The sequence below is a fragment of the Pseudomonas sp. LBUM1646 genome, assembly GCF_059716165.1.
The window spans coordinates 6,429,396-6,446,947 of the sequence record NZ_CP166810.1; the positions used below are offsets into that span (position 1 = coordinate 6,429,396).

At 58.4% G+C, this 17,552-nt stretch carries 16 protein-coding genes and 1 pseudogene; 8 read left to right on the forward strand and 9 right to left on the reverse strand.

The window, feature by feature from the left end; translation table 11 throughout:
* Positions 1-44: 44 nt before the first annotated feature.
* A complete protein-coding gene (locus ACA071_RS29325; protein WP_497642215.1) occupies positions 45-2,168 on the reverse strand; it encodes a putative bifunctional diguanylate cyclase/phosphodiesterase in 2,124 nt (707 codons plus the stop codon).
* Between the two features lie 322 nt (positions 2,169-2,490).
* On the opposite strand from ACA071_RS29325, the gene ACA071_RS29330 reads away from it, so the two are divergent.
* Together ACA071_RS29330 and ACA071_RS29335 are read left to right on the forward strand one after the other, a co-directional pair.
* Positions 2,491-3,159, forward strand: a complete 669-nt coding sequence (locus ACA071_RS29330) for a polysaccharide lyase family 7 protein (protein ID WP_497642216.1) — start codon at positions 2,491-2,493, stop codon at positions 3,157-3,159.
* Positions 3,160-3,760: 601 nt separating this feature from the next.
* Positions 3,761-4,054 (forward strand): fructose-bisphosphate aldolase, encoded by a 294-nt coding sequence (locus ACA071_RS29335; protein ID WP_497642217.1) that lies wholly within the window; start codon positions 3,761-3,763, stop codon positions 4,052-4,054.
* Positions 4,055-4,108: 54 nt separating this feature from the next.
* Here the strand turns inward: ACA071_RS29335 and ACA071_RS29340 are convergent, their stop codons facing one another.
* On the reverse strand, positions 4,109-4,417 hold the full coding sequence (locus ACA071_RS29340; RefSeq protein ID WP_497645402.1) for a ubiquitin-like protein: 309 nt from the start codon (positions 4,415-4,417) through the stop codon (positions 4,109-4,111).
* Positions 4,418-4,822: 405 nt separating this feature from the next.
* Between ACA071_RS29340 and ACA071_RS29345 the strand changes: the two are divergent.
* Positions 4,823-5,091: pseudogene (locus ACA071_RS29345) on the forward strand (transposase); the annotation flags it as partial.
* A 150-nt stretch (positions 5,092-5,241) separates the two neighbouring features.
* Positions 5,242-5,610, forward strand: coding sequence for a hypothetical protein (locus ACA071_RS29350; protein WP_497642218.1), 369 nt, complete (start codon positions 5,242-5,244; stop codon positions 5,608-5,610).
* 112 nt (positions 5,611-5,722) lie between these two features.
* Here ACA071_RS29350 and fba read toward each other — a convergent pair whose 3' ends face one another.
* From fba to tkt, 6 genes are all read right to left on the reverse strand, one after another.
* A complete protein-coding gene (fba, locus tag ACA071_RS29355; protein ID WP_054044249.1) occupies positions 5,723-6,787 on the reverse strand; it encodes a class II fructose-bisphosphate aldolase in 1,065 nt (354 codons plus the stop codon).
* A gap of 250 nt (positions 6,788-7,037) precedes the next feature.
* Positions 7,038-7,370 (reverse strand): MliC family protein, encoded by a 333-nt coding sequence (locus tag ACA071_RS29360; protein ID WP_497642219.1) that lies wholly within the window; start codon positions 7,368-7,370, stop codon positions 7,038-7,040.
* A 56-nt stretch (positions 7,371-7,426) separates the two neighbouring features.
* Entirely contained in the window at positions 7,427-7,651 is a 225-nt protein-coding gene (locus ACA071_RS29365) for a hypothetical protein (protein WP_497642220.1), read from the reverse strand.
* A gap of 34 nt (positions 7,652-7,685) precedes the next feature.
* Entirely contained in the window at positions 7,686-8,849 is a 1,164-nt protein-coding gene (locus ACA071_RS29370; protein WP_497642221.1) for a phosphoglycerate kinase, read from the reverse strand.
* 12 nt (positions 8,850-8,861) lie between these two features.
* Positions 8,862-9,914, reverse strand: a complete 1,053-nt coding sequence (gene epd / locus ACA071_RS29375; RefSeq protein ID WP_497642222.1) for an erythrose-4-phosphate dehydrogenase — start codon at positions 9,912-9,914, stop codon at positions 8,862-8,864.
* A 224-nt stretch (positions 9,915-10,138) separates the two neighbouring features.
* Positions 10,139-12,136: a transketolase gene (gene tkt, locus ACA071_RS29380; RefSeq protein WP_497642223.1), complete on the reverse strand. Its 1,998-nt coding sequence runs from the start codon at positions 12,134-12,136 to the stop codon at positions 10,139-10,141.
* Between the two features lie 260 nt (positions 12,137-12,396).
* Between tkt and ACA071_RS29385 the strand changes: the two genes are divergently transcribed.
* From ACA071_RS29385 to ACA071_RS29400, 4 genes are all read left to right on the forward strand, one after another.
* Positions 12,397-13,392, forward strand: coding sequence for an ArsR/SmtB family transcription factor (locus tag ACA071_RS29385; protein WP_497642224.1), 996 nt, complete (start codon positions 12,397-12,399; stop codon positions 13,390-13,392).
* A gap of 18 nt (positions 13,393-13,410) precedes the next feature.
* Positions 13,411-14,601 carry a methionine adenosyltransferase gene (gene metK, locus ACA071_RS29390; RefSeq protein ID WP_163911044.1) on the forward strand — a complete coding sequence of 397 codons (1,191 nt, stop codon included), beginning with the start codon at positions 13,411-13,413 and terminating at the stop codon, positions 14,599-14,601.
* Positions 14,602-14,770: 169 nt separating this feature from the next.
* Entirely contained in the window at positions 14,771-16,444 is a 1,674-nt protein-coding gene (ligB, locus tag ACA071_RS29395) for an NAD-dependent DNA ligase LigB (protein WP_497642225.1), read from the forward strand.
* Between the two features lie 100 nt (positions 16,445-16,544).
* Positions 16,545-16,940: a DUF1090 domain-containing protein gene (locus ACA071_RS29400; RefSeq protein WP_497642226.1), complete on the forward strand. Its 396-nt coding sequence runs from the start codon at positions 16,545-16,547 to the stop codon at positions 16,938-16,940.
* A 75-nt stretch (positions 16,941-17,015) separates the two neighbouring features.
* Here ACA071_RS29400 and ACA071_RS29405 read toward each other — a convergent pair whose 3' ends face one another.
* The gene (locus ACA071_RS29405) at positions 17,016-17,465 is read right to left on the reverse strand and encodes a c-type cytochrome (protein WP_497642227.1); all 450 of its coding nucleotides are present in this window, start codon (positions 17,463-17,465) and stop codon (positions 17,016-17,018) included.
* Positions 17,466-17,552 lie beyond the last annotated feature (87 nt).

Sequence of the window (17,552 nt, forward strand, 5' to 3'; positions counted from 1 at the left end):
GGGCGGGCAACACGAATCACGAAAAGGTCGCCAGTGTAGCGAATTCAGCGAGGCAGCGCGCTCCAGTCGAAGGGCTGCACAAACTCCCCGGCATCGTCGGAGGTCATGGGCCGCGCCACCAAAAACCCTTGCACATACTCGCAGCCATTGGCCTGGAGCCAGTCGTATTGCGCCACCGTTTCCACCCCCTCGGCGATCACCAGCAGACCGTATTGTTTGCAAAGATCGATCACCGTGCGCACCAGCGATGCATCCCGCGTCGAGTCCGGCAATCGCGCAATCAGATGCCGGTCGAGTTTGAGGGTGTCCAGCTCCAGATCCCGCAGATGCGCCAGCGAACACGGACCCGAGCCGAAGTCATCCAGCGCCACCCTCACCCCCAGATTGCGCAGCAAACGCAGTTGCTTGCGGGTTTCGTCGGGGTTGATCATCAACGCTTCTTCGGTGATCTCGACTTCTATCTGGCTCGGCCGCAAGTCATGGCGTTCCAATGTTTGCCGCAACTCAGTGACCAGGTTGGGCATGCCGAACTGCGTACTGCTCAGACTCACCCCCAGTACCAGATCGTCAGCGAACAAGGTTTCCCAGGCTTTGCGCTGCTTGGCGCTGCGATGGTAAATCCAGCTGCCCAGGCGACTGATCAACCGCGCCTCTTCCAGCAACGGCAAAAACAGCCCGGGCGGGACATCGCCGACACTCGGGTGCTGCCAGCGCAGCAACGCCTCGAAGCCACGAATCTGTCCGCCAGTGATGGCGACCTGCGGTTGATAGACCAGATTGAAATCGCGGTTCTCAATGGCCGTGCGCACGCTTTCTTCGAGCATCAAACGCGAGCGCGCCCTGCCGTTCATTTCGTGATCGTAGAAGCGATATTGCTGACGCCCGGCGCGCTTGGCTTCGTACATCGCAATGTCGGATGCACGCAGTAAACCGTCGAGATTCGACCCACAATCCGGGTACGTGGCGATGCCGATGCTGGCGCCAAGGGCAATGTCCAGGCCTTCGATCTGCTGACAGATCGACACCCGCTCAATCAGTTTCTCGGCAATCTTCGCCGCTTGCTCGGGGAATTCCAGATCCAGCAGCGCCGTGAATTCATCGCCGCCCATCCGCGCCAGAATGTCGAAGGGCCGCAAGCAGGCTTTCAACTGTTCGGAAACCCAGCGCAACACCCGGTCACCGGCATCGTGACCGAGGGAATCATTGACCCGTTTAAAACCGTCCAGGTCCAAGTACAGCAATACCCAGGCGCTGTCGGAACGTTCGCCGCGCAGCAGCAGGTTTTCCACGGTCTGGTGAAAACCACGCCGGTTGAGCAGCCCGGTCAGCGGGTCGGTCACCGCCTGGAACTCCAGTTGCTGATGCAGGTGACGCACCACGGACATGTCCAGCACCGTCACCACCATCGCATGCTGTTCGGAGGGCAATGGCGCGCAGGACAACGCCACGGGCACCTGCTGGCCCGGTGCCGTGCGCAACAGCGCATCGTGCAGGCGCAGGGTCTCGCCGCGTTTATAGCCGGTATAAAGGTCGGAATCGGCCCAGATCGGGATGTGCGGTTTTTGCAGGAAATCCAGAAACTCCCGGCCTTGCAGGTCTTTGACCGTGGCATTGAGCAGCCGAGACATCGCGGGGTTGGCAAATCGAATCAGGCCGTCCTCACCCACCACCAGGATGCCTTCGGCGGCATTGTCCAGCACCGAGGCATTAAACGCGCGGGCGACCTCCAGATCGTGGCTCAGGCGCTGCAGCGCCCGGCGATTGCGTTGATGCTCAAGCAACGCCTGCACCTTGGGCTTGAGAATTTGCGGGTCGAAGGGTTTAAACAGGTAATCCACCGCGCCGCTGGCGTAACCCTTGATCACGGCGTCTTGGGACTGTTCGTTGGCAGTGAGGAAAATTATCGGCGTCAGACGGGTGCGTTGACTGCCGCGCATCAGCCGCGCGACTTCAAAACCATCCATACCCGGCATCTGCACATCCAGCAGCACCAGGTCGACTTCGTGTTCAAGGAGCAAACTGAGGGCCTCGAAGCCCGAGGCGGCGGTTATGACCTGCCAATCCTGGCGCTGTAACAGGGCGCGCATGCTGATCAGGTTTTCAGGGTAATCATCGACGATCAATAGGACAGAGCTGCCTTCACTTGGCGTGGGTTGCGCGCATTCCATGCTGCTTCTCTTGTTCGGGGCGACAGGCCGGTTTCTCGTGAAAACCGGACATATACTGAGCCTTCACTCTAGACCCGGATCGGGAAAAGCAGTAGGTGTCATCGCGCCATCATTTAACCAAAGAGTCCATAAGCCGACTAACGGTCGGCGCTACAGCCCCCTGAAACCGGGAGAGATGGCTTTTTGACAGGATGTTGACGTCAATCATCTGCCAGACGGGCATTAACAAAGACGCCGACTACGCTTATAAAGACTGCCCTCCAAGGCCCGTGCTAGAGCTTCTGGCACGGGCGTGCAGCATGAATTCGTGGAAGCTTTGTCTATGATCGATCTCGCAACATGGAACCTCAGCGTTCCTGTCGGCAATCCGCCGTACACCGTCGAAACAGCCAAACTGGTGAACGGTTTCAAGGACCAATACTTCCACTCCGACACCGGCACCTTGTTTTTCTGGTCCCCGGTCACCGGCTCCAAAACCGCAAACGCCAAATACCCCCGCACCGAACTTCGCGAAACCTACAGCAACGGCACTCTGCGTAACTGGCTCTACCCGGAGGCCGACAATTCCCTGCGGGCCACCCTGGCGGTAAACCAGGTGCCGAGCTCCGGCAAAATCGTCATCGGCCAGATCCACGCCTATGAAAGCCAGAAGCCGCTGATCAAGCTTGAGTACCAGTTCAAGACCAGCACGCAAACGGGCAACATCGTCGCCAAAGTGCGCATGCACCCCGATGACGGCGAAGGCCGGGTAATCACCATTGCCACGGGCGTGAAACTGGACCAGGAGTTTTCCTACCTCCTTCACCTGAGCCCTGGCGGTCAATTGGGCATTAGCGCCGCGGGTTATCAGTGGGACTCGGACATCAGCGCGACGTGGCGCGACAAGCCGCTGTATTTCAAGGCTGGCGTGTATGTGCAGGACCACACCGGGTACACCAGCGAAGGTGGGAAAGTGACGTTCAGCAAGCTGGATATTGATCACGATAAGTAAGCCTTCTGCCCTGATCGTTCCCATGCTCCGCGTGGGAATGCAGCCCGGGACGCTCCGCGTCCCTTCCTGAGGCTGGAACGCAGAGCGTCCCTAGAGGCATTCCCACGCAGAGCGTGGGAACGATCTCAATCGCTGAGCTTCCGAAAATGACGTAGGAATGATGTCTTTGTGGCGAGGGAGCTTGCCCCCACCGAGCCGCGAAGCAGCCCCATCCAACTGCCACCGCATTCCTACAGACCCACCACAGCACCCGGTTTACGCCGGCTGCACCGCCGAACGGGGGCAAGCCCCCTCGCCACAATGACCGAGTTACGGTCCTACAGCCCGGTTGCAGCCGCCAAAGTCGCCGCTTATAGTTCGCCCCGTCGCTGACAGCAGTCGGCGATAGGGTTTCGCAGCCCTACCGAGTTAAAACCGCAACCGTCAAAATCCGACATAGGCGACTTCCGCCTATGCTCGGCTTTTATATGGCGGCTGTGCGTGGGAGACCTTCGGGTCTGCCGGGTCTTAACTCCTCGGTCTGCGAACCCGCGCACAGTTGCCACCCAATTTGTTTCGCAGCAAACGGTGGTGAATTCTTACTTTGAGTTAAGGATTTTCCATGACAAACCAGTTACCGCCACGCCGCTTCACCCCCATGTCCCAATTCGCCACCGACTACCCCGTCCTGCTCATCGACAGCGACGCCCCCCTCCGCGAACTCCACAACTGCGTCAGCGAACGCCTCAACGCCGTCCTCAAATACCTCAACCTCATGGCCTGCACCAGCCTGCCGGACTATGCCGAGAACGATATCAACACCGTTACCAATATCGCCTTGATCCTGATCCGGGATGTACATGATGTGTTTCGAGTGATTGAGCAGCGTGGGTTTGATGCGCCCAAAGGGCGGTGATCAACTTGAAGGCATAAAAGAACCCGCATGTCTGCGGGTTCTTTTGCACCACCACTAACCACCTCTCACACGATCTACTTCATGTAAAGTCGATTCGTACTCAACACCGTAATCAGATAAACGAAAACCTTGTTCCAACTGCTTACCCCCAAATATCAAGCGTTGCTGGTCCGGTGGCACACCTTTTTTCTCGTGAAATTTCGCCATTACATTTTCAATTGAATCTGAGAGAGACACATCTAAAACAACAGTCCCCCCTCTAAGCGTTTTGACACTAATTTGAGTTCGCTGCGTAACAGTAAATCTGGTTATTTTTCTAGTTGGAATCCCCTTGTAATATAAAGGTGAATATTCAATCAGAATCTGCGAGCCATCTTCATCTTTTTTTGAAAGAACACCCTAGAATGTCTGCGCACGCACAACGCCAGCATCTACATCATAAAGATCAGCAACCACCTTACCCGCCAACCTAATTGCGCCTCGTTTAGAGAAGCTTGAGATTGGGCTTCCATAACACACCTCCTAGCTAATTGATAACTTATACAAAAAAGGGACAGATTTATTTATGCGCCCTCTCTACCTCTAACGATAAACAGCCTGCCCTCACAAAACACCTGTAAGAAATAACAGTTCCTAATACGATTTTGCGATAACAAAACAAAGAGCCATGACACAAAACCTTACTGCAAACCCATAACTATTTGTTCCACCCATCTGCTACGCGTCCTAAAACATACACGGAAGTAGGTGGCTATATGCCCAGAACGGCACGCATTTTGTCTTATGACCAATCATGTCCACTTGTTACTGCACCAAGTGACTCTGTCGGCCTCGGGAACGTGATGAAAGGCTTGTCGGGTTGAATGACGCGGTACCGCAACAAACTGGAAGGACGCTCGGGCATGCTATGGGAAAGCCGCTACAAATCCAGCGTCGAACAAACCGACACGTACTTGCTAGTCTGTAGCCGATGCATCGAACTCAATCCGGTGCGAGCGCAAATGGTTCAGCGTGCACAGGACTACCCTTGGCCTAGCTAATATCAATAACAAAAAGCTCTAAAAAACTGTCAAATCTTACAGCTGCCAACACAATCACTGCCGCCTACTATTCACCATGAGACACAAAAAAGAAAAAAACAGATAAATAAATCAGCCCCCCTTTCCTAATTTCCAGGAGAACGTGTCATGGTTAAGAAAAACACAGTATTGGAAGGCGCTATTTTCGGTATGACAGAGAAGCTAAGACCAGGACCTGAGGAGCACCACAAAATTGTAATTAGCTCCGCGGAATACGACTCCGGAAAAGTTGAGGGCTATTTCCAAAAGGTTGATGACTATTCCAGAAACGCAGAAAACGCGATACAAGACGGGTGGTACAAATTTAAAAAGCCCGGCTTAACGCTGACCTTCTCTTCCGGCGGACTTACATTTAATCTACAGACGGACAATGATGTTTACGATCCGCTGTATGGGACGATTTACGAAAACGGAACAGATTTAGGCAAGTTCACTTTCAAAAAGATCGGGCCGGACTTCCAGCTCGGATACGATTGACTGGGAGAAAAGCGAGAGCAAAAAAGGGGCAAAATTATTTAATCTGCCCCTTAATAACCCAAAAAACCCGCCTCTCGGCGGGTTTCTTTTCAACACTGTTTAACACCCAGGCTTAGTTAACCTTAGCGTTCAACTCACCTTTCAGATAACGCTGATACATCGCTTCCAACGAGATCGGCTTGATCTTCGAAGCATTACCCGCAGTACCAAATGCCTCGTAGCGAGCGATACACACATCACGCATCGCCGTCACGGTCGCGCCGAAGAACTTACGCGGGTCGAACTCGCTCGGGTTGGTGGCCATCAGGCGACGCATCGCACCGGTGGACGCCAGACGCAGGTCGGTGTCGATGTTGACCTTGCGCACGCCGTGCTTGATGCCTTCGACGATTTCTTCAACCGGTACGCCGTAGGTTTCTTTGATGTCGCCGCCGTACTGGTTGATGATCGCCAGCCAGTCTTGTGGCACGGAAGACGAACCGTGCATCACCAGGTGGGTGTTTGGGATGCGTTTGTGGATTTCTTTGATGCGGTCGATGGCCAACACGTCGCCGGTAGGTGGCTTGGTGAACTTGTAGGCGCCGTGGCTGGTGCCGATGGCGATGGCCAGGGCATCAACTTGGGTGCGTTTGACGAAGTCAGCGGCTTCTTCCGGGTCGGTCAGCATTTGGCTGTGATCCAGAACGCCTTCGGCGCCAATGCCGTCTTCTTCACCGGCCATGCCGGTTTCCAGCGAACCCAGGCAGCCCAGCTCGCCTTCTACCGAAACGCCGCAGGCGTGAGCCATGGCCACGGTTTGTTGTGTAACGCGAATGTTGTAGTCGTAGTCGGTCGGGGTCTTGCCGTCTTCGCCCAGGGAACCGTCCATCATGACCGAGCTGAAGCCCAGTTGGATGGAGCGCTGGCAGACGTCAGGGCTGGTGCCGTGGTCCTGGTGCATGCACACCGGGATGTGCGGGAATTCTTCGATTGCCGCGAGGATCAGGTGACGCAGGAACGGGGCGCCTGCGTATTTGCGAGCACCGGCCGAAGCCTGGACGATCACCGGGGAGTCAGTCTTGTCAGCGGCTTCCATGATGGCGCGCATCTGCTCAAGGTTGTTGACGTTGAAGGCTGGAACGCCGTAGCCGAACTCGGCTGCGTGGTCCAACATCTGGCGCATGCTGATAAGTGCCATTGTGTGTGTCTCTCCCGGTTTGGGTCGTTAATCGTGCCAGCCTGCCGTAGCGGCGGCGGCTATTCAAGTTATTGCAGATCGGGGGTTGGTCCGGTCCGCTCATTCGGTGTTGCCTAAATCTCAAGAACTACACAGAAACCCTGTGGGAGCGAGCTTGCTCGCGATGAGGGCCTGACAGCCAACAGTGCAATGACTGTCAGACCGCTATCGCGAGCAAGCCCGCTCCCACATTAGGTCCGTGGTGTGTCAATTACTGCGCTTTACAACCGCGGCCAATCAAATCGTTGGTGGCGACCCAGTACACCAGGCCTTCCTCACCTTTTACGTGAAACGCCAGCATGTCGTTGCTGTACAGCGAACCCTCGGCGCCCGGTTCAAGCTTCAAGCGGTAAACCTGATCGGCCCCGCCGAGGCGCACGTCGACTTCCTTGCGGCTGACGTCGGTATAGCGCCAGAGCACTTTGGCCTGGCTGTCGCAGGTCCAGGTGGTCCAGTTGTCCGTCGATTCGGCAGGCTTGAACAGGTTGAAATTCGAGCAACCTGCCAGCAGTGCCAGCGCCATGATGGCGATAAAGCCTTTCATCCGTGTTCCTCGACCAACGGCGCACGCCGCCGGCCTTGAGTAAAGTGTCAGACCCGTCAAGGGCAGCCATGTTCCTTGGCCGGGGTCTGTGTCTCGTATTTGTCCAGGCCATCCGGCCCGGAACGCTTGTTGAGCACCGGGTTGGTTTCCGCCTGCCAGTCGGCCTGGTAACAGCCTTTATCAGCCGGCGCAGTCGGCGCGGGATCCGGTTTGGCCTTGGGATTACTCCCGCAAGCCGTCAGCGAAACCGCGACGATCAACAGCGCAATCGCCCTGACCATATCAACACTCCTTTGCCTGGTCATTTGAGTGATCTCAGGCCTTGGCCCGGCTTTCCAGGACTTCAACGGCCGGCAGAACCTTGCCTTCGACGAATTCCAGGAACGCGCCACCGCCGGTAGAAATGTAGGAGATCTTATCGGCAACGCCATATTTATCGATGGCGGCCAGGGTGTCGCCGCCCCCGGCGATGGAGAACGCCGAGCTTTCAGCGATGGCTTGGGCCAGGACCTTGGTGCCGTTACCGAACTGGTCGAATTCGAACACGCCGACCGGACCGTTCCACAGAATGGTTTTGGACGACTTCAACAACTCGGCGAAATTCGCTGCGGTCTGTGGGCCGATGTCCAGGATCATGTCGTCTGCCGCTACATCAGCAATCAGTTTGACGGTCGCGGTCGCGCTTTCAGCGAACTCCTTGGCAACCACCACATCCACCGGCAGCGGCACGCTGACTTTGGCGGCGATGGCGCGGGCGGTGTCCAGCAGGTCCGGTTCGTACAGGGACTTGCCGACCGGGTGACCGGCCGCCGCCAGGAAGGTGTTGGCAATGCCGCCGCCGACGATCAACTGGTTGCAGATCTGGCTCAGGCTGTTGAGCACGTCGAGTTTGGTCGAGACCTTGGAACCGGCGACGATGGCAGCCATTGGCTGGGCCGGGGCGCCGAGGGCTTTGCCCAGTGCGTCCAGTTCAGCGGCCAGCAGCGGACCTGCTGCAGCGACTTTGGCGAACTTGGCCACGCCGTGGGTCGATCCCTCGGCACGGTGAGCGGTGCCGAAGGCGTCCATCACGAACACGTCGCACAGGGCGGCGTATTGCTGGGCCAGTTCGTCAGCGTTCTTTTTCTCACCTTTGTTGAAGCGCACGTTTTCGAACAGGACGATGTCGCCGGCCTTCACGTCAACGCCGCCCAGGTAATCGGCCACCAGCGGCACTTCGCGGCCCAGGGCCTTGCTCAGGTAGTCGGCGACTGGCTTGAGGCTGTTCTCGGCCGAGAACTCGCCTTCGGTCGGACGGCCAAGGTGCGAGCAGACCATCACGGCCGCGCCTTTTTCCAGGGCCAGCTTGATGGTCGGCAGCGAAGCCAGGATACGCGCATCGCTGGTGACAACACCGTCCTTGACTGGGACGTTGAGGTCTTCGCGGATCAGTACGCGCTTACCTTGCAGATCGAGGTCGGTCATCTTCAACACGGTCATGGGTCGCAATTCCTACTGTTTTAGAGAGGCGGCTGTTTGCAGATAGTGTTCTGCAACGTCCAGCATTCGGTTGGCAAACCCCCATTCGTTGTCGAACCAGGCCAGGATGTTCACCAGCCGTGGGCCGGAAACGCGGGTCTGACTGGCATCGACGATGGCCGAATGTGGGTCGTGGTTGAAATCACAGCTTGCGTGGGGAAGCTCGGTGTAGGCCAGCAGGCCTTTGAGCGGGCCACTGGTGGCGGCCTCGCGCAAAATCCGGTTGACCTCGGTGGCGTCGGTGTCGCTGACTGTTTGCATCGTAATGTCGAGACACGAGACGTTCACCGTCGGCACCCGTACGGCTTTGGCCTGAATTCGCCCGGCAAGTTCCGGCAGCAGGCGTTCGATGCCGCGCGCCAGACCAGTGGACACCGGAATCACCGACTGGAACGCCGAACGGGTGCGGCGCAGGTCTTCGTGGTGATAGGCGTCGATCACCGGTTGATCGTTCATCGCCGAGTGGATGGTGGTGATCGACACGTATTCCAGACCAATGGCCTGATCCAGCAGGCGCAACAGCGGCACGCCGCAGTTGGTGGTGCAGGACGCGTTGGACACCAGCAACTCGTCGCCGGTCAGGCAATCCTGATTCACACCGTAGACGATGGTGGCGTCGACATCCGCCTCGCTGGCCATCGGCTGTGAAAACAAGACGCGCGGTGCGCCAGCGTCGAGGAAGCGCTGGCCGTCGGCGCGCGTGTTGTAAGCGCCAGAGCACTCCAGCACCAGATCGACGCCCAACGACGCCCAATCGATGCCTTCGGGGGTGGCACTGCGCAAGACCTTCACGCAGTTGCCATTAATATGCAGACAATCGTCCTCAACCCGCACTTCCCCGGGAAAACGCCCGTGAGTGGAGTCGAAGCGTGTCAGGTATTCAATGCTGGCCATGTCAGCCAGATCGTTGATCGCGACAATTTCAAACCCGGCCTTCTCGCCTCGCTCAAACAACGCACGCAAGACGCAACGACCAATCCGGCCGTAGCCGTTGAGTGCAACTTTGTAAGGACGCGGTTGAGGCATGGGGTTCTCGATAGACGCGGGCAGACGAATTCTTTGTAACAACACGGACCTGTAGCAGCTGGCGCAGCCTGCGTCCGGCCGCGAAGCGGTCGTAAAATCAGGCACCGCGCTCCAGTTGAAGATACGCGTTGTCAGGTTTACGACCGCTTCGCGGCCGAACGCAGCCTTCGGCAGCTGCTACAGGGATCGCGGCAGGCATGAAAACATGACTGCCACGTCCGTGATTAGTCTTCCAGCAGCTCTTCCGCCTGACCCAGGATGTTTTCCAGGGTAAAGCCGAATTCTTCGAACAAGGCTGGCGCAGGCGCCGACTCGCCGAAGGTGGTCATGCCGATGACGCGGCCTTCCAGGCCCACGTACTTGTACCAGTAGTCCGCGTGGGCGGCTTCGATGGCGATACGGGCGCTGACTTGCAACGGCAGAACCGCTTGCTTGTAACCGGCGTCCTGAGCATCGAACACGCTGGTGCACGGCATCGAGACAACACGCACCTTGCGACCTTGCTCGGTCAGCTTGTCGTAAGCCTGAACCGCCAGGCCCACTTCCGAACCGGTGGAGATCAGGATCAGCTCAGGCTCGCCTGCGCAGTCCTTCAACACGTAACCGCCACGGGCGATGTCGGCGATCTGGCCGGCATCACGGGTTTGGTGCTGCAGGTTCTGACGCGAGAAGATCAGCGCCGAAGGGCCGTCCTTGCGCTCGATGGCCAGCTTCCAGCAAACCGCCGATTCCACGGCATCGGCTGGACGCCAGGTGTCGAGGTTCGGCGTGCTGCGCAGGCTGGTCAGTTGCTCGATCGGCTGGTGAGTCGGGCCGTCTTCGCCCAGGCCGATGGAGTCGTGGGTGTAGACGAACACCACACGTTTCTTCATCAGCGAGGCCATGCGTACTGCGTTGCGCGCGTATTCCATGAACATCAGGAAGGTCGCGCCGTAAGGCACCAGACCGCCGTGCAGGGACACGCCGTTCATGATCGCGCTCATGCCGAACTCGCGAACGCCGTAGTACATGTAGTTGCCGCTGGCGTCTTCAGCCGAGACACCTTTGCAACCTTTCCACAGGGTCAGGTTGGAACCGGCCAGGTCAGCGGAGCCGCCCAGCAGTTCAGGCAACAGCGGGCCATAGGCATTCAAGGCGTTCTGGCTGGCTTTACGGCTGGCGATGGTTTCGCCCTTGGCCGCGACTTCAGCGATGTAAGCCGAGGCTTTTTCCGCGAAGTCGGCTGGCAGTTCACCGCTCAGGCGACGGATCAGTTCGTTGGCTTCGGTCGGGAACGCAGCGGAGTAAGCAGCGAAACGCTGATCCCACTCGGCTTCGGCGGCGCGGCCGGCTTCCTTGGCGTCCCACTCGGCGTAGATATCAGCCGGGATTTCGAACGGACCGTGATTCCATTTCAGCGCGGCACGGGTCAGAGCGATTTCCGCGTCACCCAGTGGGGCACCGTGGCAGTCTTCCTTACCTTGCTTGTTCGGCGAACCGAAACCGATGGTGGTCTTGCAGCAGATCAGCGTCGGCAGCTCGCTTTTGCGTGCGGTTTCGATCGCGATCTTGATTTCTTCCGGGTCGTGACCGTCGACGTTGCGGATCACCTGCCAGTTGTAGGCCTCGAAACGCTTCGGCGTGTCATCGGTGAACCAGCCTTCGACTTCGCCATCGATGGAGATGCCGTTGTCATCGTAGAAGGCAATCAGTTTGCCCAGGCCCAAAGTACCGGCCAAGGAGCCGACTTCGTGGGAAATGCCTTCCATCATGCAGCCATCACCCAGGAACACGTAGGTGTGGTGGTCGACGATGTTGTGGCCAGGACGGTTGAACTGCGCCGCCAGGACTTTTTCCGCCAGGGCAAAACCCACGGCGTTGGCCAGGCCTTGGCCCAGTGGGCCGGTGGTGGTTTCGACGCCCGGGGTGTAGGCGAATTCCGGGTGACCCGGGGTGCGGCTGTGCAGCTGACGGAAATTTTTCAGGTCTTCGATCGACAGGTCGTAGCCGGTCAGGTGCAACAGCGAGTAGATCAGCATCGAGCCGTGGCCGTTGGACAGCACGAAGCGGTCACGGTCGGCGAACGATGGATTGCTCGGGTTGTGCTTCATGTAGTCACGCCAAAGCACTTCGGCGATATCCGCCATACCCATAGGGGCACCCGGATGGCCGCTGTTGGCTTTTTGCACGGCATCCATGCTGAGGGCACGAATGGCGTTGGCACGCTCACGACGGCTTGGCATCGCTGATCTCCTAGGGTTTGAATAAAACGAAACGGAAAAAAGGCGAGCATTTTCCCTCACCCACCCGCCTCGGGGCAATGACAGATAGTCATCTAGAGGCGTTTTTCCAATGGATAACGACGGTTTCGACTGATGAAACCTTTCTGCTATTCGTTTGTAGAGACAACAGCGCCTTGAGAAGTGCCATCTATCGAGCAATATCAAAACTTTTTGATATTGCTCTTGCGGGGTTTTCTGACCGTCACTAGACTGCTGGCCCTATGAATCTACGCGTACCTTCCATTCAACATGACGATTGCGATGAGCTGGCGGCCCTGTGCAAGGCCGGCGGCGATCCTCTGCGGCTGAATGTATTGCGTGCGCTGGCCAACGATTCGTTTGGTGTACTGGAACTGGCGCAGATCTTCGGCATGGGTCAGTCGGGCATGAGTCATCACCTCAAGGTGCTGGCCCAGGCCGATCTGGTGGCGACCCGCCGTGAAGGCAACGCGATTTTCTACCGTCGCGCTCTGCCCCACACCGACCTGCTGGGCGGCAAGTTGCACGCAGCGTTGCTGGAAGAAGTGGACAACCTGACCCTGCCTGCCGATGTGCAGTCGCGGATCGCTCAGGTGCACGGGCAACGGGCGGCGGCCAGCCAGGACTTTTTCTCACGGGTGGCGGAGAAGTTTCGCGCCCAGCAAGACTTGATCGCCGGCCTGCCGCAGTACCGCGAAAGCGTGCTCGCGCTGCTCGACAAGCTGAGTTTCAACGAAGGCGCCACCGCCATCGAAGTCGGCCCCGGCGATGGCGGTTTTCTGCCGGAACTGGCGCGCCGCTTCACCCAGGTGACGGCGCTGGATAACAGCGCGGCGATGCTCGAGTTGGCGCGCCAGGTCTGTGAGCGTGAAACGCTGAGTAACGTCAGCCTGCAATTGGCCGATGCACTGAATGGTGTAAGTCTTACCGCCGATTGCGTAGTACTGAACATGGTGCTGCACCATTTTGCCGCGCCGGCCGAAGCGCTCAAGCACATGGCCGGCTTGCTGCAACCAGGCGGTAGCCTGTTAGTGACAGAGTTATGTAGCCACAACCAGAGTTGGGCCAGGGAGGCCTGCGGTGATCTATGGTTGGGGTTTGAACAGGACGATTTGGCCCGTTGGGCCACCGCTGCGGGACTCGTTCCCGGGGAAAGCCTCTATGTAGGCTTACGCAATGGTTTCCAGATTCAGGTCCGCCATTTTCAGCGGCCGACTGGCGACACTCACCATCGGTAAATTCAGGAAAACATCGAGATGAGCGAATACTCCCTCTTCACCTCCGAGTCCGTGTCTGAAGGGCATCCGGACAAAATCGCCGACCAGATTTCCGATGCGGTGCTGGACGCCATCATTGCTGAAGACAAGTTCGCCCGTGTGGCGTGCGAGACTCTGGTTAAAACCGGCGTGGCAATCATCGCGGGTGAAGTCACCACGTCGGCCTGGGTCGACCTGGAAGAGATCGTGCGTAACGTCATTCTGGACATCGGCTATAACAGCTCCGATGTCGGCTTCGACGGCGCCACTTGCGGTGTGATGAACATCATTGGCAAGCAGTCCCCTGACATCAACCAGGGCGTTGACCGTGCCAAGCCTGAAGATCAGGGCGCCGGCGACCAGGGCCTGATGTTCGGCTACGCCAGCAACGAAACCGACGTGCTGATGCCAGCACCGATCACCTTCTCGCACCAATTGGTTCAGCGCCAGGCCGAAGCCCGTAAATCCGGTCTGCTGCCTTGGCTGCGCCCGGACGCCAAGTCGCAAGTGACTTGCCGTTACGAAGGCGGCAAGGTTGTGGGTATCGACGCTGTTGTATTGTCGACCCAGCACAACCCTGAAGTGTCCTACAAAGACCTGCGCGAAGGCGTGATGGAGCTGATCGTCAAGCACGTGCTGCCTGCCGAACTGCTGACCAAGGACACCCAGTTCCACATCAACCCGACCGGCCAGTTCATCATCGGCGGCCCGGTAGGCGACTGCGGCCTGACCGGTCGCAAGATCATCGTCGACAGCTACGGCGGCATGGCCCGTCACGGCGGCGGCGCGTTCTCTGGCAAGGATCCATCGAAGGTTGACCGTTCGGCGGCTTACGCCGGTCGTTACGTGGCCAAAAACATCGTTGCGGCCGGCCTGGCCGAGCGTTGCGAAATCCAGGTTTCCTACGCGATCGGTGTGGCCCAGCCGACGTCGATCTCGCTGAACACCTTCGGCACCGGCAAAATCAGCGACGACAAAATCGTCAAACTGGTTCGCGAAGTGTTCGACCTGCGTCCATACGCAATCACCACCATGCTCGATCTGCTGCACCCGATGTACCAGGAAACTGCTGCGTACGGCCACTTCGGTCGCACTCCGCAAACCAAGACCGTTGGTGACGATACGTTCACCACGTTCACTTGGGAAAAGACCGACCGCGCCGATTCCTTGCGCGCTGCTGCCGGCCTGTAAGACTTCCCTGGCGGTACCAAAAGCCCCGCACGGTTCGCCGTGCGGGGTTTTTTATTGAATGGAAATCAAAAGATCTTTCGCGCTCGAAACACCCCGAAAAACACCTCCAGCGTCACAAAATCCGAGACCGACTAGCCTTCAAGCATCCCAATGAGCAAGGACGCTCTCGATGCTCCCCAACCTGCGCCTGTTTTTCGCCCTCCTGCTGACATCCCTGACCGCCAGCGCGGCCGACTGCCCCGACTGGTCACCCTCTCGCGCCCTGGCCGAAATCACCACCCTGCAACAGCAAATCGACCGCTGGGACGACAGCTACCACCGCAACGGCCGCTCCCTGATCGCTGACGAACTCTACGACCAGTCCCGAGCCCGGCTGACGCAATGGCGCACCTGCTTCGACCTCGGCCCGTCCGCCGAACCGCTGCGAACGGCGGGCGGCAAGGTGGCTCACCCAGTCGCTCACACCGGCTTGGAAAAACTGCACGATGAGCGTGCCGTCGAACACTGGCTGCATGATCGCAAGGACGTCTGGATTCAACCCAAGGTCGATGGTGTGGCCGTGACACTGATTTACCGCAATGGCCGGCTGCATCAGGCGATCAGTCGTGGCGACGGCATCAACGGCCAGGACTGGACCGCCTCCGCGCGCCAGATCGCTGCCATTCCCCAACAACTGCCGCAACCACTGGACTTGCTGGTGCAAGGCGAACTCTATTGGCGCCTGACCGATCACGAACAAGCCCAGGCCGGCAGCCTCAATGCCCGCGCCACCGTGGCCGGGCTGATGGCGCGCAAGTCGCTGAGCAGCGAGCAGGCGGCCGGGGTCGGATTGTTTGTCTGGGATTGGCCGCAAGGCCCGACGAGTTTGCCTGCCCGAGTGGCGACCCTGGATGAGTTGGGCTTCCCGCCCACCGGGCTCTACAGCCAACCAATCAACACGTTTGCCGACGCGCAGCGCTGGCGCGATCACTGGTATCGCTCGCCCCTGCCCTTCGCCAGCGATGGCATCGTCCTGCGCCAGGGTCAGCGTCCGTCCGCCGAGCGCTGGCAGGCCCGTCCGCCTTATTGGGGTGTTGCCTGGAAATACCCCTTTGCCCAGGCGCTGGCCAAGGTGCGCAAGGTCCATTTCAAGATCGGTCGAACCGGGCGGATCACCCCGGTACTGGAGCTTTCGCCGGTAAAGCTCGATGACCGACAGATCAAACGCGTGAGTGTCAGCTCCCTGCAACGCTGGGAGCAGCTGGACATTCGCCCCGGTGATCAGGTCGCCATCAGCCTGGCGGGCCTGACCATTCCCAGGCTTGATGATGTAGTGCTGCGCAGTACCGAACGCCCAGAAATGAACGCGCCACGGGCGGCGGACTTTCATCCATTGAGTTGCTGGCAGCCAACGCCGGGCTGCGAGAGTCAATTTCTTGCACGGCTGACCTGGCTTAGCGGCAAACAGGGGTTAGCCCTGCCGCATGTCGGTCCCGGCACTTGGGAGAAACTTCTCGAAACAGGCCGCCTCAACAACCTGCTGGATTGGTTGACCCTCGATGCTCAAGAGCTTGCTAACATTGCTGGCTTCGGCGAGCGCAGCAGTGCTCGTCTTTTAAACAGTTTTGAAAGCGCCCGGCAACGCCCCTTTGATCGCTGGCTCAAAGCCCTGGGCTTGCCGCCGACGGGCCAGGCACAGTTTGCCGACTCCTGGCAGGCCCTGGCGCAACGCAGCAACGAACAATGGCAGGCCGAAGCTGGCATCGGCCCGGGACGCGCAGCGCAATTGAGCGCGTTTTTCCGCGACCCACAGGTCCTGGCCTTGAGTGAAACATTACGTGTGGCGGGGATTGAGGGTTTTTAGCGACCTACAATGCCTGTCAGCCCGGGAACCCAATGGTGGCGCGGCGCTCAAACAGCCCATTGCCACATCGACCCGATTGCCTTTTTTGCATGGAGCCTTTATGAAATTTCTTGCACCGCTCGCCCTGCTGACCCTATGCGGCATGATGGCCGCGCCACTGATGGCGGCTGAAGAAATTCCGGAACTGACCGGTTGCGCCGCCAAGAAACAAGGCATCGTCAACCAGATCGAACAGGCCAAATCCCGTGGCAACGCCGACCAGCAGGCTGGCCTGGAAACCGCTCTGAGCGAAGTCACCGCCCACTGCACCGACGCCTCCTTGAAGAAGGAACGCGAAAACAAGGTGCTCGACGCCAAGCATGAAGTCAGCAAGCGTCAGGCCGATCTCGACAAGGCCATGAGCAAAGGCGATGCCGAGAAAATCAACAAACGCAAAGACAAACTCGCCGAGTCCCGCAAGGAATTGCAGGAAGCGCTGGATGAGTTGGACAAGTAAGTCTCAGGAAGATCGTTCCCACGCTCTGCGTGGGAATGCAGCCATGGACGCTCCGCGTCCGCTTTTGACCAGCGATCAATGATCCCGAAACTGTTTATGGCACGCACTGCAGGCATCTTCTACTTTCTGCACTGCCGGCCCAAGGTTGCTGGCCTTGTAAGGCTGGACCTTGCTGGCAATCACCAATTCACCGGTGGCGCCTTCAAGGTTGCGGGCCATTTCCTGGAAGCGTGCCTGCTGCTGCCACACATCGTCCTTGGCGCTGGTGTGATCTTCTTCACGCACCTGCGGGAAATGCTTCCACGGCTCATGGGACAGCGAATCAAGCTTCACCGCGCCGTCGGCAAATTTCGGCCCGTCGAACGGAATGCGCCCACGCAACATGCCCCCCAGGTCTTCGCCGGTCTTGAGCATTTGCTTGAAGATTGCCTTGCGCTGACCCAACGGGGAATTGGGGTCGACGCCACCGCAGGCGGACAAGGTCAGGCAGGCCAGCAATACAACAGAAAGTCTTTTAAGAGTCATGGTGGCTTCAGGTCACGAGGAACGGCGGCCAGTATCCTCGCGTCATCGTTAAAGACCAATAGCCCTATTATCAATAAGGGTTGTTTG